Source organism: Pantoea piersonii, assembly GCF_003612015.1.
In the GTDB taxonomy this organism is placed as follows: Bacteria; Pseudomonadota; Gammaproteobacteria; order Enterobacterales; family Enterobacteriaceae; genus Pantoea; species Pantoea piersonii.
On the sequence record NZ_RARB01000004.1, the window covers coordinates 122,154 to 141,503 of the forward strand.

The following is a 19,350-nucleotide window of genomic DNA, read 5'->3' on the forward strand; positions in this document are numbered from 1 at the left end:
ACGAATTTAAGGGACAATTGAAATGGCAGCTAAAGACGTAAAATTCGGTAATGACGCTCGCGTAAAAATGCTGCGCGGCGTGAACGTACTGGCAGATGCAGTAAAAGTTACCCTGGGCCCGAAAGGCCGTAACGTGGTTCTGGATAAATCTTTTGGTGCACCGACCATCACTAAAGATGGCGTGTCCGTAGCGCGTGAAATCGAGCTGGAAGACAAGTTCGAAAACATGGGCGCGCAGATGGTGAAAGAAGTCGCTTCTAAAGCTAACGACGCAGCGGGCGACGGCACCACCACCGCAACCGTACTGGCGCAGTCTATCGTTAACGAAGGTCTGAAAGCTGTAGCTGCAGGCATGAACCCGATGGATCTGAAGCGCGGTATCGACAAAGCGGTTATCGCCGCTGTTGAGCAGCTGAAAGCGCTGTCCGTACCTTGCTCTGACTCTAAAGCTATCGCTCAGGTCGGCACCATTTCCGCTAACTCCGATGAAAGCGTCGGCACCCTGATCGCGCAGGCGATGGAAAAAGTGGGTAAAGAAGGCGTGATCACCGTTGAAGAAGGCACCGGTCTGCAGGACGAGCTGGACGTGGTTGAAGGTATGCAGTTCGATCGCGGCTACCTCTCTCCGTACTTCATCAACAAGCCGGAAACCGGCGCCGTTGAGCTGGAATCGCCGTTCATTCTGCTGGCTGACAAAAAAATCTCCAACATCCGCGAAATGCTGCCGGTGCTGGAAGCCGTTGCTAAAGCAGGCAAACCGCTGCTGATCGTCGCTGAAGACGTAGAAGGCGAAGCGCTGGCAACGCTGGTGGTCAACACCATGCGCGGCATCGTGAAAGTGGCTGCAGTGAAAGCGCCGGGCTTCGGCGACCGTCGTAAAGCTATGCTGCAGGATATCGCTATTCTGACCGGCGGTACCGTTATCTCTGAAGAGATCGGTATGGAGCTGGAAAAAGCGGCGCTGGAAGATCTGGGCCAGGCGAAGCGTGTAGTGATCAACAAAGACACCACTACCATCATCGATGGCGTGGGCGAAGAGTCTGCTATTTCTGGCCGCGTGACGCAGATTCGTCAGCAGATCGAAGAAGCGACCTCTGACTACGACAAAGAAAAACTGCAGGAGCGCGTAGCGAAACTGGCAGGCGGCGTTGCCGTTCTGAAAGTGGGCGCAGCAACTGAAGTTGAAATGAAAGAGAAGAAAGCGCGCGTTGAAGATGCCCTGCACGCAACCCGTGCTGCGGTAGAAGAAGGCGTGGTAGCTGGCGGCGGCGTAGCGCTGGTGCGCGTAGCGGCACAGCTTGCTGACCTGACTGGCCAGAACGAAGATCAGAACGTCGGTATCAAAGTCGCGCTGCGCGCGATGGAAGCACCGCTGCGTCAGATCGTTTCCAACGCAGGCGAAGAGCCGTCTGTTGTTGCCAACAACGTGAAAAACGGCGACGGCAACTACGGTTACAACGCGCAGACCGAAGAATACGGCAACATGATCGACTTCGGTATCCTGGATCCGACCAAAGTGACCCGTTCTGCGCTGCAGTACGCGGCCTCTGTTGCCGGTCTGATGATCACCACCGAGTGCATGGTGACCGACCTGCCGAAAGGCGACGCGCCTGATTTAGGTGCTGGCGCTGGCGGCATGGGCGGCATGGGCGGTATGGGCGGCATGATGTAATTGCCCTGACGCTTTCGTCATCTGAAAAACCCCCGATCGGAAACGGTCGGGGGTTTTTCTTTTGCAGATGAAAAGGGTATAAGTAAGGGCGCAATACTTCGGCTTTGCGGGTTCAGGGCAATGAATGTTCAGAAAAAAGAGACATTTTTCTGCTACGCTGCCGCCCGATACTGATGATAATAAATGGGGATTACAATGCGGATTAACCTCTTGCTCGGACTGGCGGTCGGTACTTTATTGCTGGCTGGATGCAGCAGCTCTCACCAGTTGAGCGCTGGCGGCGAACGTGTCACCTTCACCGACCAACAACCGGGCAGCGAATGTCAGCTTCTGGGAAATGTCACCGGTTCACAAAGTAACTGGCTGAGCGGCTCCGGCGGCGAGGGCAGCTCTCTGCGCGGCGCGGCCAACGATCTGCGCAACCGCGCGGCGGAAATGGGCGGCAACGTGATTTATGGCGCGACCAGCCCGACGCAAAACCTGTGGTCCGCTTTCGCGCCGCTGGACAGCAAAATGAATGGGCAGGTCTATAAGTGCCCGGCGAAAGGCTAATCGCGTTCGCAAGCTTATTGATAACGGCCGGTCTTACCGGCCGTAAATTTTTAGAAGGCGCAAAGCCCGGCTTGAGATAGCGGCTTTGCCCTTCGCGCCGTTTCACCTGGCCTGAAAAGGGGACGGCAGCCCGATATCCCTTCTCCTCTACTCCTGACGCAACTGCAAATCGAGCGGCGTTTTGCTCGGCTCGCCGCCGATCTCGCGCGCCAGCTTCGGCACCATATATCCGGACACCTGCGTCAGCAGCTCGCGTACCAGCGCGCGCGCCTCTTCGTCGGAGACAAAGAAGTGCGCCGCTCCCTGCACCTTATCCAGAACGTGCAGGTAGTAGGGCAGGATGCCCGCGTCGAACAGGGCGTTGCTGAGGTTAGCGAGCGTCTGCGCGTTGTCATTGACGCCGCGCAGCAGGACGCTCTGGTTCAGCAAGGTGACCCCGCCGCGCTTAAGCTGCTGCATCGCGGCCGCCAGCGGTTCGTCAATCTCCTGCGCATGGTTGATATGCGTCACCATCAATACCTGTAAACGCGTTTCGGCGAGGATTTGGCACAACCCGTCGGTAATACGCGCCGGGATGACGACCGGCAGACGGCTGTGGATACGCAGGCGTTTCAGGTGCGGAATCTGCGCCAGCGCGTCGATCAGCCACGCCAGCTCATGATCCTTCGCCATCAGCGGATCGCCGCCGGAGAAGATGATTTCGTCCAGCTCGGGATGGGCCGCGATATAGTCGATAGCCGTCTGCCAGTTGCGTTTATTGCCCTGGTTATCCTGATAGGGAAAGTGACGGCGGAAGCAGTAGCGACAGTTGACTGCGCAGCCGCCTTTGACGAGCAGCAGCGCGCGGTTTCTATACTTATGCAATAAGCCCGGCACCACGCTGCTCTGTTCGTCGAGCGGATCGGCGCTGTAGCCTGGCGCCTGAATAAACTCCTGGCGCTGGGTGAGCACCTGCAGCAGCAAAGGATCCTGCGCATCGCCTGGTTTCATGCGGGCGATAAAGGCGCGCGGCACGCGCAGCGCGAAAAGCCGGCGGGCATCATGACCAGCTGCCAGTTCCGCATGCCGTTCGAGGCCTAAAAGTTGCAGTAATTCATCAGGTTCGGTGACAACATCAGCAAGTTGCTGCAACCAATCTTCTCTGGAAGGGGTTTTTAGGGTTACAATGTGTGCCATTTTTTTGGCTATTACCAGTTCAATATTTACAGAGGGCCTTTATGGCGACTTATCTTAGCAACGATTTTCGTTCCGGTCTTAAAATCATGTTCGAAGGCGAACCTTATGCCATCGAATCCAGTGAATTCGTTAAGCCAGGTAAAGGCCAGGCATTCGCACGCGTTAAAATGCGTCGTCTGCTGACCGGTACGCGCGTTGAGAAAACCTTCAAGTCTACCGACTCAGCTGAAGGTGCGGATGTTGTTGATATGACGCTGCAATATTCTTACAACGACGGCGACTTCTTCTACTTTATGCACCCGGAAACCTTCGAACAGTACCAGGTCGAAGCGAAGATCCTGGAAGACGTGCAGAAGTGGCTGCAGGACAACTCAGAGTGTATCGTCACGCTGTGGAACAACAAAGCCATCGCCGTTCAGCCGCCGAACTTTATCGAAGCGGAAGTCATTGAAACCGATCCAGGCCTGAAAGGCGACACCGCTGGTACTGGCGGCAAGCCTGCCAAACTGGCGACCGGCGCCGTGGTGAAAGTGCCGCTGTTCGTACAGATCGGCGAAGTGGTTAAAGTTGATACCCGCTCCGGCGAATACGTGTCACGCGTAAAATAAGTGCGAAGGCGCATCCTGGGATGCGCCTTTTTCTTTGGTGAGTAAAGAAGAATGAAAAAACAGCTAACGCTTTTCACTCTTGTGCTGCTGGCCTGTTCCGCGCTCAGCGCCTGTAATACTTTTCATGGCTTCGGCGAAGATGTTTCCCACCTTGGCGGCGCCATCTCGCGCGCGGCAAAATAGACCCGGTAGATAACCTTTTTCTGTGCGTTTCAGTACGTTTGGCCATAAGCAGTCTATGCTTAAAGCGCTGTACTTGACTGCAACCACAAAAAGGACATTGCCATGTTAAAGAAAAGTATTGTTGCGATTTTCTCAGTGCTGGTGCTCTCTTCTCTGCTGTCCGCCTGTAACACCACCCGTGGTGTCGGCGAGGACGTAGAAGCGGGCGGCCAGGCTATTCAGCGTACTGCGCAGTAATTCCTTCAAGCCGGTACGATCTCTTCGTACCGGTTATTTCTGTTTGACCCAGATAAGCTCATCCACCGGGAAACCGGCCTGCCGCGCCTGATCTACCAGCTTTTGCTTCACGCCCTCTTCCAGCTGCGGCGTGCGCGATAATATCCAGAGATAGTGATGATTGGGACCGCACACCAGCGCGTAGCGGTAATCCTTATCCAGCGCGATAACGTTGTATCCGGCGTAGAAAGGACCAAAGAACGAGACTTTCAGGGCGGCACGCTGCGGATCGCCGGTAAAGTACGCCTTGCCTTCGCTCTCCTGCCATTTCTGCTTCTGCGGCTTGTAGCCGCGGTTAACCACCTTGATACCGCCGTCATCGCGCGGGCTATAGGTTGCAGTAACCTGTTCCAGGCCGCGCTCGAAGCGGTGGTCGAGACGCGCTATTTCATACCAGGTGCCGAGATAACGCTGACTGTCGAACCCTTCGACAACGGTAACGTTTTTCGGCGGCGTGGTAGAGCAGGCTACTGACAGCACTGAACTCAGGCCTGCGATAAAGGTTTTCCATGGGGACATACGCGATTCCTTTTTAGCTGAACAGATTAAGTATAGTTGCCGCTGCGATTTTTCTCTGGGTTCGGACGGCTCATTGTCTGCCGAGGGCATTGCAGGTAGACTTCCACCCCTTATTTGTATACGGAGTCATCACCATGAGCGAAACGGCAAGCTGGCAGCCGAGCGCACCCATTGCCAATTTGTTGAAACGTGCGGCTATCCTCGCGGAAATTCGACGTTTCTTTGCCGATCGCGGCGTGCTTGAGGTCGATACGCCGGCGATGAGCCAGGCGACCGTCACCGATATCCATCTGGTGCCCTTTCAGACGCGCTTTGTTGGCCCCGGCGCGACGCAGGGACGCGATCTCTGGCTGATGACCAGCCCGGAATACCATATGAAGCGCCTGCTTGCCGCGGGCAGCGGACCCATTTATCAGATGGGACGCTGCTTTCGTAACGAGGAGGCGGGTCGTCACCACAATCCTGAATTCACCATGCTGGAGTGGTATCGTCCGCATTACGATATGTACCGCCTGATGAATGAGGTCGACGATCTGCTGCAGCAGGTGCTGGAGTGCGACAGCGCTGAGTCGCTCTCCTACCAGCAGGCGTTTATTCGCCATCTCGATCTCGACCCCTTGTCTGCCGATAAAGCGCAGCTGCGCGAAGCGGCGGAGAAGCTGGGCGAAGGCGAGCTGGCAAACCGCGAAGAGGATCGTGATACGCTGCTGATGCTGCTGTTTATGCTGGGCGTAGAGCCGAAGATTGGTATCGATAAGCCGACCTTCGTTTACCATTTTCCAGCCAGTCAGGCGGCGCTGGCCGAGATCAGCACTGAAGATCACCGCGTCGCAGAGCGTTTTGAGGTCTATTACAAAGGCGTGGAGCTGGCGAACGGTTTTCGTGAACTGACCGATAGCCGCGAGCAGCGCCAGCGTTTCGAGCAGGATAATCGTCGGCGCGCGGCGCGCGGGCTGCCGCAGCATTCGGTCGATAATTTTCTGCTGGATGCGCTGGCGCATGGCATGCCTGACTGTTCCGGCGTGGCGCTCGGTGTAGATCGTCTGATTATGCTGGCGCTGAAGGCGGATTCGCTGAGCGAGGTTATCGCTTTCCCGGTAGATCGCAGTTAGAAGCGGCTTTTTGCTGTTGGCAAACGGCAGCCAAAGCTAAGGAGTGGGTGGTATGGACCGAAGAGCAAAGCGTCCCGCGCCATGGATGGCGCGGGCCGAGCTGGCAGGGATGCCGTCTTTTGCGTCTTTGCGATCGGGCCATACTACCCGCGACGGCACCCTCCTGGCAGCTCAGAATCAGTTCTCGCTGTCAGGAAACTCCTGAATAGTGACCGGCAGCGTCAGCTTCTGATCGTTGCGTAACACGTCGACTTTAATCACCGAGCCCGGGCGGATCTCTGCGACCTGATCCATCGTCTCCTGAGCGGAAACGGCCGGTTTGCCGTTGACGCTCAGCAGCACGTCATTCACCTGAATGCCCGCTTTCTCCGCCGGTCCGCCTGGCGTTACCACGCTAACGATAATGCCCTGAACGTGATCGATGCCGCTGCCCTGATTATGCAGCGCAGGCAGCTCGCGCCCGGTGATGCCGATATAGCCGCGAATAACGCGACCGTCGCGGATCAGCTTATCCATAATCTTGCTCGCCAGCGCGGTAGGGATGGCGAAACCAATGCCTTCCGGCGTCTCGCCGTCATTGCTTTTATCAAAGGTCAGGGTGTTGATGCCCATTAGCTCGCCCAGCGAGTTAATCAGCGCGCCGCCGGAGTTGCCCTGATTGATGGAGGCGTCCGTTTGCAGGAAGTTCTGGCGCCCCGATGAACTCAGCCCGATGCGGCCAGTGGCGCTGATAATGCCCTGCGTAACGGTTTGTCCTAAGTTATAGGGGTTGCCGATCGCCATCACCACATCGCCGATATGCGGCACGCGGTGCGGGTTAATCGGGATAACCGGCAGACTGGAGGCGGTGATTTTCAGCACCGCCAGATCGGTCATCGCATCCGAGCCCACCAGGTTGGCTTCAAAGAAGCGGCCATCCTGCAGCGCGACGATAATTTGATCGGCGTTGTTGATAACGTGCTTGTTGGTAAGGATGTAGCCTTTAGCGTTCATGATCACGCCGGAACCCAGCGTGGTAATGCCGCGGTTGTTATTGCCGTGGGCGCTGCGGTTGTAGACGTTGACTACCGCGGGCACGGCGCGGCGGACGCCGGCATTAAAGCTGAATGGCGTCTTATCGTTGCTGTCGTCATGGTCGAGAAGGGCGCTGGTGCCGCCCATACGCAGTGCGGGCAGCGCCGCAAGCAAAATGCCCGCGACTATCAGGCCCAACACCACCGAACGCAAAAGTTTAGGAAACATGGTGTTAACTTACGCCAGGGGGAGATCGCAGGGCAGAATAGCACGAGAAAGGCGAACAAACACGCGATCGTGTTGTTCGCCTGTAGAGAAGATTAACGCAGCAGCAGGTAGATAGATTCGCCGCCGCGCACGACGTTCAGCGCCAGCACCGGCGGTTTGCCTTCCAGCACCTTGCGCATTTCGGCGAGGCTGGTAACGCGCGTGCGGTTAACACCGACGATCACGTCCTCTTTTTGCAGACCGACCTGCTCAGCAGGCGTGCCTTTTTCAATGCTGTCGATCTTCACGCCTTTGTCGCCGGTTTTCGTCGCGCCGTCGCTCAGCATTGCACCCTGCAGCGCAGGCGACATCAGCTGCGCGCTTGCAGTGCTCTGCGCGCTTTGCTCCAGCGTTACCTCGACCGAGAGCGGCTTACCGTCGCGCAGCAGGCCGAGCTTCACTTTTTCGCCCGGCGCGGTGGTACCCACCTTCACGCGCAGTTCAGCAAAGCTGGTGATCGGCTTGTCGTTAATCGAGGTAATAATATCGCCTGACTTAATCCCCGCTTTCTGGGCGGCGGACTGCGGCAGCACCTCGGAGACGAACGCGCCGCGCTGCGCATCGACGTTAAACGCCTTGGCGATATCCGCTGTCATTTCGGTACCTTTGATACCGAGCTGGCCGCGTTTCACTTCGCCATATTTAATCAGCTGCTGCGCCAGATTCATCGCCATGTCGCTGGGGATAGCGAAGCCGATACCAATATTGCCGCCGCTTGAGGCCAGGATCGCCGTGTTGATGCCGATCAGCTCGCCATTAAGATTGACCAGCGCGCCGCCGGAGTTGCCGCGGTTAATGGCGGCGTCGGTCTGGATAAAGTTTTCCAGGCCTTCCAGATTAAGCCCGCTGCGGCCCAACGCGGAAATAATGCCGGAGGTGGCAGTCTGACCCAGACCAAACGGGTTGCCGATCGCCACGGCGAAGTCGCCGACTTTCAACTGATCGGAATCGGCGATTTTCACCTGAGTCAGGTTCTTCGCGCCTTCAACTTGAATCAGGGCGATGTCGGTCTGTTCGTCATGTCCAATCAGCTTCGCGTCATATTCGCTGCCGTCGCCAAGCTGCACGCTGATTTTGTCCGCGCCGTTAACCACGTGGTTGTTGGTGAGGATATAGCCTTTAGCGGCGTCGATAATCACGCCGGAGCCCAGGCCTTCAAACGGCTGCGCCTGATCGCCGCCCGGTCCCTGACCGAAGAAGCGTTTTAACGGTTCGGGAATATCCTGCGCCTGGCTAGCCGCTTCCGTACCTTCAACGTGGACGCTGACTACCGCCGGCAACACTTTTTCCAGCATCGGCGCCAGGCTGGGTAACGGCTGGCCCTGAATCTGCGCGGGCAATGTCGCCATCGCAGCAGGCGCTGCGGCAAGGCTCATCCCAATACTCAAGGCTAATGCGCTTAACAGTCGTGCTTGTTTTTTCATTGCTACAACGCTCTCGCTGCGAAAAGTGGGGGAGTAAACGTATGTGACAGTTGATTCAGGGTCGGGTTCGCAAAAATGCGGGGCGCAACGTGATTGCGCCCCAATAAGATTAGTCGCGCGCGGCGCGTTCGCCACGCAGCAGGCCGGAAGCGCCTTCAGAATAGTCGCGCGGGATCTGAACCGGCGCCTGATCGTTATCCGCTTCCGCTTCAGTCAGCTGATAGGCAAAAGGATTTTTTTCGCCCGGCAGGTTCGGCAGCAGATCGTTCGATCCTTTCGCCATATGCTGATAAAGCTGGCGATAGTCGCGCGCCATATTATCCAGCAGCTCTGCGCTCTGCGCGAAGTGGTTAGTGAGCTCTTCGCGGTAATCCGCCAGCTCCGCTTTGGACTTCTCCAGCTCGTACTGCATGCTGCGCTGCTCACGCAGCTTTTTGTTACCGAAACGCATGGCAACCGCGCCGATAATAATGCCAATTACTAAACCAATTAGCCCGTATTCCCAGGTCATAATGACTCCCATGTAATTTCCGTTGCTTGTAGGGCATCCACCATTTCAATAATAGCCACTATACCCGTTAATCTTATGGATGTGGAACTCTGAGGCGGCATGCCTTAGTGTAGAGCGGCCTTTTTTTCATCAACCGAACTGTGAATAAGACCTTATCAGGGATTCTGAGAGAACCATGCAAACCTCATCTCCGCTTGCGCGCTATGAGCAGGCGCTGTCGCAGGGCGACTTTAAACCCGATGATGTACAACGCGAAGCGATCACCCGACTGGACGCTGTTCAGCGGGCGCTGATGGCGCGTCAGCCTGAGCAACCTGCGAGCGGCAAAGGATTATTCGGCCGCCTGTCCCGACTGATGGGCAAAGAGAAAAGCGAAACGCAGGCGCCGGTACGCGGCCTCTATATGTGGGGCGGCGTAGGGCGCGGCAAAACCTGGGTCATGGATTTGTTTTTTCAGTCTATTCCTGGCAACCGCAAGCTGCGCCTGCACTTCCATCGTTTTATGCTGCGCGTGCATGAAGAGCTGACCCAACTGCAGGGACAGAGCGATCCTTTACTGACGATCGCCGACCGTTTTAAAGCTGAAACGGATATTCTCTGCTTCGATGAATTCTTCGTCTCCGATATTACCGACGCTATGCTGCTCGGCACGCTGATGGAGGCGCTCTTCGCGCGCGGCATCACGCTGGTGGCGACGTCGAATATTCCGCCGGACGATCTCTATCGCAACGGCCTGCAGCGCGCGCGCTTTTTGCCGGCGATTGAGCAGATCAAACAGCACTGCGACGTGATGAATGTCGACGCTGGCATCGACTACCGGCTACGCACGCTGACCTCGGCGCACCTGTGGAACGCGCCGCTGAATGAGGCGACACACGCCGAGATGGAACGCATGTTTAAGGCGCTGGCGGGCAGCGCGCGCGACGACGCGCCGGTGCTGGAGATTAACCATCGCCAGATGGCGACGCTGGGCGTCAGCGAAGGGGTGCTGGCAATCGACTTCCTGACGCTGTGCGGGGAAGGGCGCAGCCAGCATGACTACATCGAACTGTCGCGCCGCTTCCACAGCGTGCTGCTCTATGACGTGCCGGTGATGATTTATAAAACCGAAGATCAGGCGCGACGCTTCCTCGCGCTGGTGGATGAGTTCTACGAGCGCCACGTCAAACTGGTGGTCGCGGCGGAGACCTCGCTGTACGAAATCTATCAGGGCACGCGACTGAAATTTGAGTATCAGCGCTGCCTGTCGCGCCTGCAGGAGATGCAGAGTGAAGAGTATCTGCGGCTGCCGCATCTGCCCTGATCGCGCCCAATAAAAAGATCAAATAGAGTTCGATTTTTGTAATCGACTTCTCTATAATCTTGCGACCCCACGTTACAGCAACTGGATTTATTTCCCGAATCCGTTGTGCTCCGGTAACTCTATCCGAAGGGGTGGGCTTGCTGGTCAAAATGGTCGTGTGAGCCTCAACCGTTTACTTAAGCGTTTGGGTTTTCACCAACGTGTAACTTAATTTGGGTAAGCTTTTCGATGAAAACTTTTACAGCTAAACCAGAAACCGTACAGCGTGACTGGTATGTTGTTGACGCAACTGGCAAAACCTTGGGTCGCCTGGCGACTGAACTGGCGCGCCGTCTGCGTGGTAAGCATAAAGCGGAGTACACTCCGCACGTTGATACTGGTGATTACATCATCGTTCTGAACGCTGACAAAGTCGCCGTTACCGGCAACAAGCGTACTGACAAGATTTACTATCACCACACCGGCCACATCGGTGGTATCAAACAGGCGACCTTTGAAGAGATGATTGCTCGCCGTCCTGAGCGTGTGATTGAAATCGCGGTTAAAGGCATGCTGCCGAAGGGCCCGCTGGGCCGTGCAATGTTCCGTAAGCTGAAAGTTTACGCGGGCAACGAGCACACCCATGCGGCACAGCAACCGCAAGTTCTTGACATTTAATCGGGATTACAGGCAATGGCTGAAACTCAAAACTACGGCACTGGTCGCCGCAAAAGCTCCACCGCTCGCGTATTCATTAAGCCGGGCAGTGGCAACATCGTTATCAACCAACGTTCTCTGGAACAGTATTTCGGTCGCGAAACTGCCCGCATGGTAGTTCGTCAGCCGCTTGAGCTGCTGGACCTGGTTGGTAAATTCGATCTGTACGTCACCGTTAAAGGTGGTGGTATTTCTGGTCAGGCAGGTGCGATCCGTCACGGCATCACCCGCGCTCTGATGGAGTACGACGAATCTCTGCGTGCTGAACTGCGTAAAGCGGGCTTCGTTACCCGTGACGCACGTCAGGTTGAACGTAAGAAAGTCGGTCTGCGTAAAGCACGCCGTCGTCCGCAGTTCTCCAAGCGTTAATTGTTTGCGGCTCCGGCTGCTACGATTGGCACAAAAAACCCGCTTCGGCGGGTTTTTTATTTTCTTCTCCGGCGCGTCTGAATAGCGATAAAATCCCTGCGCTGCTCGCAAATTCCCCGCAAATCTTGAATCCTCGCCCACAAGCTGCCCAAAATCTGGTAAACTCTGTGTCACTTTGCGCCCATAAGTCGGCGTGTTATGTCGGTCAACCGTCGGGATGTCGGAGAGACAAGGCTAGCGCAGGCTGTGAGCGAACGATTGAGCAGGTGAGTCGCCGTGTGGTTGGCTATTCGCAGTAACTTTTTGTGAACAAACTTGGAGGTTTTCATGGCTGTCGCTGCCAACAAACGTTCGGTAATGACGCTGTTTTCCGGTCCTACTGACATTTTCAGTCATCAGGTACGCATCGTACTGGCTGAAAAGGGCGTTAGTGTAGAGATCGAGCAGGTCGAAATGGATAACCTGCCGCAGGATCTGATTGACCTCAACCCGTATCGCACTGTGCCGACGCTGGTAGATCGCGAACTGACGCTGTATGAATCCCGCATCATTATGGAATACCTGGACGAGCGCTTCCCGCATCCGCCGCTGATGCCGGTCTATCCGGTTGCGCGCGGCGAAAGCCGTCTGATGATGCACCGCGTCGAGCAGGACTGGTACAGCCTGATGCACACCATTGAAAAAAGCAGCGGCCAGGAAGCTGAAGCCGCGCGTAAACAGCTGCGTGAAGAGCTGCTGGCGATTGCGCCGCTGTTCGCCCGCACCCCGTTCTTTATGAGCGAAGAGTTTAGCCTGGTGGATTGCTATCTGGCGCCGCTGCTGTGGCGTCTGCCGTCTATGGGCATCGATCTTGCCGGTGCCGGTTCGAAAGAACTGAAAGGCTATATGAATCGCGTATTCGAGCGTGACTCTTTCCTCGCTTCACTGACGGAAGCGGAACGTGAAATGCGCCTGCAAGCCCGGGGCTAATCTATGGAAATGTCGCAACTCTCAGCCCGTCGTCCTTACCTGTTGCGTGCGTTTTACGACTGGCTGCTCGACAACCAGCTAACGCCGCATCTGGTGGTCGACATCAATCTGCAAGGCGTTCAGGTGCCGCTCGAGTACGCGCGTGATGGCCAGATTGTGCTGAACATTGCGCCGCGCGCGGTCGGCAATCTGGAACTCGGCAACGACGAAGTGCGTTTCAATGCGCGTTTCGGCGGCGTGCCGCGTCAGGTTTCTGTACCCATGGCCGCCATTCTGGCGATCTACGCGCGTGAAAATGGCGCGGGCACAATGTTCGAGCCAGAACCGGCCTATGAGCTGGGCGGCCAGGACGCAGAAGAGACCTCGGCCGATCCTGTGATGTCAGTGATTGATGGCGATCGTCCGGACGACGCCACCGAAGAAGATAACTCGCCGGATGACGATCCGCCGCCGCGCGGCAATCGCCCGTCGCTGCGCGTGGTGAAATAAAAGATAAAAAAAGCCGGCTGCGATAGCCGGCTTTTTTGTCGCTGTTGAATCTTACACTTCCAGATAGTCCATAATGCCTTCTGCGGCTTTACGGCCTTCGGCAATCGCTGTCACCACCAGATCTGAACCGCGCACCGCATCGCCGCCGGCGAAGATTTTAGGATTGCTGGTCTGAAAGGCGCTCTCCGCGTGTTCCGGCGCGATAATGCGTCCCTGTCCATCCAGCTCTACGCTAAAGTCGGCAAGCCATTCCATTTTGTGCGGACGGAAACCGAACGCCATAACCACTGCATCTGCGGGCAACACATGCTCGGAGCCGGGCACGATCTCAGCGCGACGACGTCCTGCCGCATCGGGCTGGCCCATCTCGGTACGCGCCACTTTCACGCCGCTGACGCGACCGCTGGCATTGATTTCGACGCCCAGCGGCTGCACGTTGAACTGAAACTCTACACCCTCTTCACGTGCGTTTTTCACCTCACGTTTCGAGCCCGGCATATTCGCTTCATCACGACGATAGGCGCAGGTCACGTGCGTCGCGCCCTGACGGATAGAGGTACGTACGCAGTCCATCGCGGTATCGCCGCCGCCCAGCACCACGACGCGCTTGCCTTCCATATTGACGTAAGGCTGGTCGTCCTGCTGTGCAAAGCCCATGGTATGTTTGGTGTTGGCGATCAGGAACGGCAGCGCGTCATAGACGCCTGGCGCATCCTCATTCTCCAGTCCGCCGCGCATCGACTGATAGGTGCCGACGCCAAGGAAAACCGCATCATAGGCGTTCACCAGGTCGCTCATCTGTACATCGCGACCCACTTCGGTATTCAGCTGGAACTCAATGCCCATTTCGGTAAAGAGCTTACGGCGTTTGACCATCACCTCTTTTTCCAGCTTGAATGACGGAATGCCGAAGGTCAGCAGGCCGCCGATTTCCGGATGGCGATCGTAGACTACCGCTTTCACGCCGTTACGCGTCAGCACGTCAGCGCAGGCGAGGCCCGCCGGGCCAGCGCCGATGATCGCCACCCGCTTGCCGGTCGGTTTAACGTGCGACATATCCGGCTTCCAGCCCATCTCCATCGCTTTATCGTTGATGTAGCGCTCGATATTGCCGATAGTGACCGCGCCGAACTCGTCGTTCAGGGTGCAGGAGCCTTCGCACAGACGATCCTGTGGGCAAACGCGTCCGCACACTTCCGGCAGGCTGTTGGTCTGATGCGACAGATCCGCCGCTTCCATAATGCGGCCTTCGTTCGCCAGCTTCAGCCAGTTAGGAATGTAGTTGTGAACCGGACACTTCCACTCGCAGTAAGGGTTACCGCAGGAGAGACAGCGATCGGCCTGCGCCTTCGCCTGGCTCTCGGAAAAGGGCTCATAGATTTCCACAAACTCAATTTTACGAATTTTCAGCGGCTTCTTTGGCGGGTCAACGCGCTGCAAGTCGATAAATTGATAGACGTTTTGACTCATCGTAACCTCTTACGGCTATCCCGTCCGGCGCGGCGCGCCAGACGGGGCGAACTATTACTGTGCCTGCACACGCAGCTCGGCTGCGGAACGACTGCGGTGACCCAGCAACGCTTTAACATCACTGGACTTGGGTTTAACCAGGGCGAAGCGCGACGACCAGAGCGGCCAGTTGGCAAGGATCTCTTCGCCGCGGCTGGAGCCGGTGTGTTGCACATGCTCGGTGATTAAGCCGCGCAGATGCTCCTCGTGGATCGCCAGCTCGTCGACGTTAAGCACTTCCACCAGCTCCGGGTTGACGCGCTTGCGGAACTCGCCGTCTTCATCCAGCACGTAGGCGAAGCCGCCCGTCATGCCAGCGCCAAAGTTCACGCCGGTGCGGCCCAGTACGCAGACAATGCCCCCGGTCATATACTCACAACCGTTGTCACCGATCCCTTCAACGACCGTAATCGCGCCCGAGTTACGCACTGCGAAACGTTCGCCTGCGCGGCCTGCGGCGAACAGCTTGCCGCCCGTCGCGCCATAGAGACAGGTATTGCCCGCAATGGTCGCTTCGTGGCTGCGGAACGCGGAGCCGACCGGCGGACGGATCGCCAGCATACCGCCAGCCATCCCTTTGCCGACGTAGTCGTTGGCGTCGCCGGTCAGCGTCAGTTCGACGCCACCTGCGTTCCATACGCCGAAGCTCTGACCGGCGGTGCCGGAGAAGTGCGCGCGGATTGGATCCGCCGCTAGCCCCTGGTCGCCGTGGATCGCCGCGATAGCGCCAGAAAGCGTCGCGCCTACGGAGCGGTCGGTGTTGCGGATGTCGAAGAAGAAGGTCTTACTCTGTCTTGCTTCCACAAACGGCATCGCCTGGTCATGCAGCGCCTTATTCAGCTCGCCTTTGTCGAACGGCGGGTTGCTGCCTTCGGTGCAGTGCAGCGCTTTGCCCGGCATCGGCGTCGCCGTTTTCAGCAGCGACGAGAGATCCAGGTTCTGCTGCTTGGCGGTGAAGCCATCCAGCTCTTTCAGCAGATCGGTGCGGCCAATCAGGTCGGTCAGGCGTTTTACGCCCAGGCTGGCCATCAGCTCGCGGGTTTCACGCGCGATGAACTCAAAGTAGTTAGTTACCTTGAAGGGCAGGCCGTGATAGTGGTTCTTACGCAGCTTGTCATCCTGGGTCGCTACACCGGTCGCACAGTTGTTAAGGTGACAGATACGCAGATATTTACAGCCCAGCGCCACCATCGGGCCGGTGCCGAAGCCGAAGCTTTCCGCGCCGAGGATTGCCGCCTTGATAATGTCGCGGCCGGTCTTCAGGCCGCCATCTACCTGCAGACGGATCTTGTGGCGCAGACCGTTGGAGACTAACGCCTGCTGCGTCTCCACCAGGCCAAGCTCCCACGGACAGCCCGCATATTTGACCGAACTTAACGGGCTGGCACCGGTGCCGCCGTCATAGCCTGCGATAGTGATCAGGTCGGCATAGGCTTTCGCCACGCCGGTAGCGATGGTGCCGACGCCCGGTTCAGAGACCAGCTTCACCGAAATCATCGCCTTCGGGTTTACCTGCTTCAGGTCGAAAATCAGCTGCGCCAGATCCTCAATCGAGTAGATGTCGTGATGCGGCGGCGGCGAAATCAGCGTAACGCCCGGTACGGAGTAGCGCAGCTTCGCGATGTAAGGCGTTACTTTATCGCCCGGCAGCTGACCGCCCTCGCCAGGCTTGGCGCCCTGCGCCACTTTAATCTGAATCACGTCGGCATTGGCCAGATAGGCTGGCGTAACGCCGAAGCGGCCCGATGCGACCTGTTTGATGCGCGACACTTTATTGGTGCCGTAGCGCGCCGGATCTTCGCCGCCTTCGCCGGAGTTAGAGTAGCCGCCGAGCGAGTTCATCGCTTCGGCCAGCGCCTCATGCGCCTCCGGGCTGAGCGCGCCGATTGACATCGCTGCGGTATCAAAGCGTTTAAACAGCTCGCTGGCCGGCTCGACGTCGTCGATATGGATCGATTCGGTGCCCGGCTGCAGCGCCAGCAGATCGCGCAGCGTCGCTACCGGACGCTCGTTCACCAGCTTCGCGTACTCCTGATAGTCGCTGTATTCGCCGCTCTGTACGGCGCGCTGCAGCGTAGCAACCACATCCGGGTTGTAGGCATGGTATTCGCCGCCGTGCACGTACTTCAGCAGGCCGCCCTGGTCCAGCGGTTTACGCTGCAGCCAGGCGCGCTTCGCCAGATTGGTCAGATCCTGCTGGAAGTCGGCGAAGTTCGCGCCGCTGATGCGGCTGACGACGCCCTGGAAGCAGAGACTCGACACATCGGCATGCAGGCCCACCGCCTCGAACAGTTTCGAGCAGCGATAGGAGGCGATAGTCGAGATGCCCATTTTGGACATGATCTTGTAGAGACCTTTGTTGATGCCGTTACGGTAGTTCAGCATCACCGCGCGATAATCTTTCTCAATGACGTTGCTGTCGACCATCTTCGCCAGCGATTCATAGGCGAGGTAAGGATAGATAGCGGTCGCGCCGAAGCCGAGCAGCACGGCGAAGTGGTGCGGATCGCGCGCGCTGGCGGTCTCGACGATGATATTGGCGTCGCAGCGCAGGTTTTTCTCAACCAGGCGCGTCTGCACCGCGCCGACGATCATCGGCGCCGGAACCGGCAGACGGTTTTCGCTGATAGCGCGATCGGAGAGCACCAGCAGCACAGTGCCGTTGCGCACCATACGCTCTGCCTCGTCGCACAGGGCATGCATCGCCTGCTCCAGCGTCTGCGTCGCCGGGTCAAAGGTGCAATCCAGCGTATCGGCGCGATAATATTCGCCTTCCAGCGTGGTCAGCTGATTGAAATCGGACCACAGCAGGATAGGGGACTTAAAGCTGACGCGGTGCGCCTGGCCTTCTGCCTCGCAGAATACATTCATCTCGCGGCCGATGCTGGTAGCCAGCGACATCACATGGTTTTCACGCAGCGGATCGATCGGCGGGTTAGTCACCTGCGCGAACTGCTGGCGGAAATAGTCATAAATGATGCGCGGACGACTGGAGAGCACGGCGAACGGCGTGTCGTCGCCCATAGAGCCGACCGCTTCCTGGCCGTTCTCGCCCAGCACGCGAATAATGGTGTCGAGCTCTTCGCTGCTGTAACCGAACTGCTTCTGGTATGTCGCCAGCAGCGGGTCGTTGAGTTCGCGGCTGCCGACCTGGTTGTCGGGCAAATCTTCGAACGGCACCAGACGCTTAACGTTTTTCTCCATCCACTCTTTATAGGGGTGGCGGCTCTTGAGATCGTTATCGGTTTCCGCCGAATGCAGAATGCGTCCGATACGGGTGTCGATCACCATCAGTTCACCAGGCCCAACGCGGCCTTTCTCCACCACTTCGTCCGGCTGGTAATCCCAGATGCCAACTTCGGAGGCGCAGGTGATCAGTTTGTCTTTGGTGATCACGTAGCGCGCCGGGCGCAGGCCGTTACGGTCAAGGTTACAGGCGGCATAGCGGCCGTCGGACATTACGATGCCTGCCGGGCCGTCCCACGGCTCCATATGCATCGAGTTAAAGTCGAAGAAGGCGCGCAGCTCCGGATCCATATCCGGGTTGTTCTGCCAGGCGGGCGGCACCAGCAGGCGCATAGCGCGCACTAAATCCATGCCGCCGTTCAGGAACAGCTCCAGCATGTTATCCATTGAGCTGGAGTCGGAGCCGGTTTCGTTAACGAACGGTCCGGCGTTCTGCAGATCGGGGATCAGCGGCGTATTGAATTTGTAGGCGCGCGCGCGCGCCCACTGCCGGTTGCCAGCGATGGTATTGATTTCGCCGTTGTGCGCCATATAGCGGAACGGCTGCGCCAGCGGCCAGCGCGGCACGGTGTTGGTGGAGAAGCGCTGATGGAACAGGCAAATCGCCGACTCCAGACGCAGATCCGCCAGATCGAGATAAAAGCGCGGCAGGTCGGCCGGCATACACAGGCCTTTATAGATATTGACCTGGTTTGAGAAGCTACAGATGTAGAACGCTTTATCGTCGCTCTGCTCAATGCGCTTTTCCGCGCGGCGGCGAGCCATATAGAGACGACGCTCCATATCGCGCGGACGCCAGCCAGCCGGCGCATTGATAAAAAGTTGCTGAATGCGCGGCATAGAAGAGAGAGCAATCTCTCCCAGCACATCCTGATTGACGGGCACGTCGCGCCAGCCGACCACAGAGAGGGTTTCACGGACCACTTCCTCTTCCACGATGCGGCGGCTCGCCTGAGCCTCTTCCTCATCGTGGCTGAGGAAAAGCATGCCCACGGCGTAATTTTTCGCCAGGCGCCAGCCTTTCTCTTCCGCCACTACACGGAAAAAGCGGTCAGGTTTTTGTAATAACAGACCACAGCCGTCGCCGGTCTTGCCGTCGGCAAGGATCGCGCCGCGGTGTTGCATACGGGCCAGTGCATGAATGGCGGTACGCACTACCTTGTGGCTAGGTTCGCCTTCTATATGGGCGATGAGGCCGAAACCACAGTTATCCTTTTCAAGGGATTTGTCATACAACATTTCAGTGAACCTCCCCAGGCTCTGTGGATTCCCTTTGGTCGGGCTACGGGCGCAGAAAGAGCTAAGCGACAGGCTGATGCGCATCGTGCGCTGCACTCCTGTGTCGCCCCATCTGTCTGGCCGTTGGCGTCGTTGTCACAAGCGTCGTGGTCTTGTTACAGGGGGAATCTCTGTTACTGCATAAATATGACGAGTTGAGCACCCGTCCAGAAAGCT

The 19,350-nt window shown here is 57.5% G+C and carries 18 protein-coding genes; 11 read left to right on the forward strand and 7 right to left on the reverse strand.

Annotated elements, in window-relative coordinates:
* Positions 1–22: 22 nt before the first annotated feature.
* Positions 23–1,672, forward strand: a complete 1,650-nt coding sequence (gene groL / locus D7S44_RS12510; RefSeq protein ID WP_120455310.1) for a chaperonin GroEL — start codon at positions 23–25, stop codon at positions 1,670–1,672.
* A gap of 195 nt (positions 1,673–1,867) precedes the next feature.
* Positions 1,868–2,224 (forward strand): DUF4156 domain-containing protein, encoded by a 357-nt coding sequence (locus D7S44_RS12515; protein ID WP_120455312.1) that lies wholly within the window; start codon positions 1,868–1,870, stop codon positions 2,222–2,224.
* Positions 2,225–2,371: 147 nt separating this feature from the next.
* Here the strand turns inward: D7S44_RS12515 and epmB are convergent, their stop codons facing one another.
* Complete coding sequence (gene epmB, locus D7S44_RS12520) at positions 2,372–3,400, reverse strand: EF-P beta-lysylation protein EpmB (protein ID WP_120455314.1); 1,029 nt, start codon at positions 3,398–3,400, stop codon at positions 2,372–2,374.
* A gap of 41 nt (positions 3,401–3,441) precedes the next feature.
* Between epmB and efp the strand changes: the two genes are divergently transcribed.
* From efp to D7S44_RS12535, 3 genes are all read left to right on the forward strand, one after another.
* The gene (gene efp / locus D7S44_RS12525; RefSeq protein ID WP_120455316.1) at positions 3,442–4,008 is read left to right on the forward strand and encodes an elongation factor P; all 567 of its coding nucleotides are present in this window, start codon (positions 3,442–3,444) and stop codon (positions 4,006–4,008) included.
* Between the two features lie 51 nt (positions 4,009–4,059).
* Positions 4,060–4,191 (forward strand): entericidin A/B family lipoprotein, encoded by a 132-nt coding sequence (locus D7S44_RS12530; RefSeq protein ID WP_120455318.1) that lies wholly within the window; start codon positions 4,060–4,062, stop codon positions 4,189–4,191.
* 102 nt (positions 4,192–4,293) lie between these two features.
* A complete protein-coding gene (locus D7S44_RS12535) occupies positions 4,294–4,428 on the forward strand; it encodes an entericidin A/B family lipoprotein (protein WP_033749247.1) in 135 nt (44 codons plus the stop codon).
* A 33-nt stretch (positions 4,429–4,461) separates the two neighbouring features.
* Here D7S44_RS12535 and D7S44_RS12540 read toward each other — a convergent pair whose 3' ends face one another.
* Complete coding sequence (locus D7S44_RS12540; RefSeq protein WP_120455320.1) at positions 4,462–4,986, reverse strand: lipocalin family protein; 525 nt, start codon at positions 4,984–4,986, stop codon at positions 4,462–4,464.
* Between the two features lie 134 nt (positions 4,987–5,120).
* On the opposite strand from D7S44_RS12540, the gene epmA reads away from it, so the two are divergent.
* A complete protein-coding gene (gene epmA / locus D7S44_RS12545) occupies positions 5,121–6,098 on the forward strand; it encodes an elongation factor P--(R)-beta-lysine ligase (protein ID WP_120455321.1) in 978 nt (325 codons plus the stop codon).
* A gap of 177 nt (positions 6,099–6,275) precedes the next feature.
* Here epmA and degS read toward each other — a convergent pair whose 3' ends face one another.
* The 3 genes from degS to zapG all read right to left on the reverse strand — a co-directional run bounded on the left by degS (position 6,276) and on the right by zapG (position 9,314).
* Entirely contained in the window at positions 6,276–7,340 is a 1,065-nt protein-coding gene (gene degS / locus D7S44_RS12550; protein ID WP_120455323.1) for an outer membrane-stress sensor serine endopeptidase DegS, read from the reverse strand.
* Positions 7,341–7,432: 92 nt separating this feature from the next.
* Entirely contained in the window at positions 7,433–8,803 is a 1,371-nt protein-coding gene (gene degQ / locus D7S44_RS12555; RefSeq protein ID WP_120455325.1) for a serine endoprotease DegQ, read from the reverse strand.
* Positions 8,804–8,912: 109 nt separating this feature from the next.
* On the reverse strand, positions 8,913–9,314 hold the full coding sequence (zapG, locus tag D7S44_RS12560) for a Z-ring associated protein ZapG (protein WP_120455884.1): 402 nt from the start codon (positions 9,312–9,314) through the stop codon (positions 8,913–8,915).
* Between the two features lie 175 nt (positions 9,315–9,489).
* Here zapG and zapE point away from each other — a divergent pair, with 175 nt between their 5' ends.
* The 5 genes from zapE (at position 9,490) to sspB (ending at position 13,140) form a co-directional block, all read left to right on the forward strand.
* The gene (zapE, locus tag D7S44_RS12565) at positions 9,490–10,617 is read left to right on the forward strand and encodes a cell division protein ZapE (RefSeq protein ID WP_120455327.1); all 1,128 of its coding nucleotides are present in this window, start codon (positions 9,490–9,492) and stop codon (positions 10,615–10,617) included.
* 228 nt (positions 10,618–10,845) lie between these two features.
* Positions 10,846–11,274: a 50S ribosomal protein L13 gene (gene rplM, locus D7S44_RS12570; protein ID WP_033793286.1), complete on the forward strand. Its 429-nt coding sequence runs from the start codon at positions 10,846–10,848 to the stop codon at positions 11,272–11,274.
* Positions 11,275–11,289: 15 nt separating this feature from the next.
* Entirely contained in the window at positions 11,290–11,682 is a 393-nt protein-coding gene (gene rpsI, locus D7S44_RS12575) for a 30S ribosomal protein S9 (protein WP_031375459.1), read from the forward strand.
* Positions 11,683–12,009: 327 nt separating this feature from the next.
* A complete protein-coding gene (sspA, locus tag D7S44_RS12580; protein ID WP_033749254.1) occupies positions 12,010–12,651 on the forward strand; it encodes a stringent starvation protein SspA in 642 nt (213 codons plus the stop codon).
* A 3-nt stretch (positions 12,652–12,654) separates the two neighbouring features.
* A complete protein-coding gene (gene sspB, locus D7S44_RS12585; RefSeq protein ID WP_120455330.1) occupies positions 12,655–13,140 on the forward strand; it encodes a ClpXP protease specificity-enhancing factor in 486 nt (161 codons plus the stop codon).
* Between the two features lie 51 nt (positions 13,141–13,191).
* On the opposite strand, the gene D7S44_RS12590 is transcribed toward sspB, so the two are convergent.
* Together D7S44_RS12590 and gltB are read right to left on the reverse strand one after the other, a co-directional pair.
* Positions 13,192–14,610: a glutamate synthase small subunit gene (locus D7S44_RS12590; RefSeq protein ID WP_120455332.1), complete on the reverse strand. Its 1,419-nt coding sequence runs from the start codon at positions 14,608–14,610 to the stop codon at positions 13,192–13,194.
* A gap of 54 nt (positions 14,611–14,664) precedes the next feature.
* Positions 14,665–19,134: a glutamate synthase large subunit gene (gene gltB, locus D7S44_RS12595; RefSeq protein ID WP_120455334.1), complete on the reverse strand. Its 4,470-nt coding sequence runs from the start codon at positions 19,132–19,134 to the stop codon at positions 14,665–14,667.
* Between the last annotated feature and the right edge of the window lie 216 nt (positions 19,135–19,350).

Excerpts from the sequence above, each read along its gene's own strand:
- gltB (WP_120455334.1), bottom strand. The coding sequence starts at position 19,134 with ATGTTGTATGACAAATCCCTTGAAAAGGATAACTGTGGTTTCGGCCTC.
- rpsI (WP_031375459.1), top strand. The coding sequence starts at position 11,290 with ATGGCTGAAACTCAAAACTACGGCACTGGTCGCCGCAAAAGCTCCACC.
- D7S44_RS12590 (WP_120455332.1), bottom strand. The coding sequence starts at position 14,610 with ATGAGTCAAAACGTCTATCAATTTATCGACTTGCAGCGCGTTGACCCG.
- zapG (WP_120455884.1), bottom strand. The coding sequence starts at position 9,314 with ATGACCTGGGAATACGGGCTAATTGGTTTAGTAATTGGCATTATTATC.
- epmB (WP_120455314.1), bottom strand. The coding sequence starts at position 3,400 with ATGGCACACATTGTAACCCTAAAAACCCCTTCCAGAGAAGATTGGTTG.
- sspA (WP_033749254.1), top strand. The coding sequence starts at position 12,010 with ATGGCTGTCGCTGCCAACAAACGTTCGGTAATGACGCTGTTTTCCGGT.
- degQ (WP_120455325.1), bottom strand. The coding sequence starts at position 8,803 with ATGAAAAAACAAGCACGACTGTTAAGCGCATTAGCCTTGAGTATTGGG.
- D7S44_RS12540 (WP_120455320.1), bottom strand. The coding sequence starts at position 4,986 with ATGTCCCCATGGAAAACCTTTATCGCAGGCCTGAGTTCAGTGCTGTCA.
- degS (WP_120455323.1), bottom strand. The coding sequence starts at position 7,340 with ATGTTTCCTAAACTTTTGCGTTCGGTGGTGTTGGGCCTGATAGTCGCG.
- D7S44_RS12515 (WP_120455312.1), top strand. The coding sequence starts at position 1,868 with ATGCGGATTAACCTCTTGCTCGGACTGGCGGTCGGTACTTTATTGCTG.
- rplM (WP_033793286.1), top strand. The coding sequence starts at position 10,846 with ATGAAAACTTTTACAGCTAAACCAGAAACCGTACAGCGTGACTGGTAT.
- D7S44_RS12535 (WP_033749247.1), top strand. The coding sequence starts at position 4,294 with ATGTTAAAGAAAAGTATTGTTGCGATTTTCTCAGTGCTGGTGCTCTCT.
- groL (WP_120455310.1), top strand. The coding sequence starts at position 23 with ATGGCAGCTAAAGACGTAAAATTCGGTAATGACGCTCGCGTAAAAATG.
- epmA (WP_120455321.1), top strand. The coding sequence starts at position 5,121 with ATGAGCGAAACGGCAAGCTGGCAGCCGAGCGCACCCATTGCCAATTTG.
- zapE (WP_120455327.1), top strand. The coding sequence starts at position 9,490 with ATGCAAACCTCATCTCCGCTTGCGCGCTATGAGCAGGCGCTGTCGCAG.
- D7S44_RS12530 (WP_120455318.1), top strand. The coding sequence starts at position 4,060 with ATGAAAAAACAGCTAACGCTTTTCACTCTTGTGCTGCTGGCCTGTTCC.
- sspB (WP_120455330.1), top strand. The coding sequence starts at position 12,655 with ATGGAAATGTCGCAACTCTCAGCCCGTCGTCCTTACCTGTTGCGTGCG.
- efp (WP_120455316.1), top strand. The coding sequence starts at position 3,442 with ATGGCGACTTATCTTAGCAACGATTTTCGTTCCGGTCTTAAAATCATG.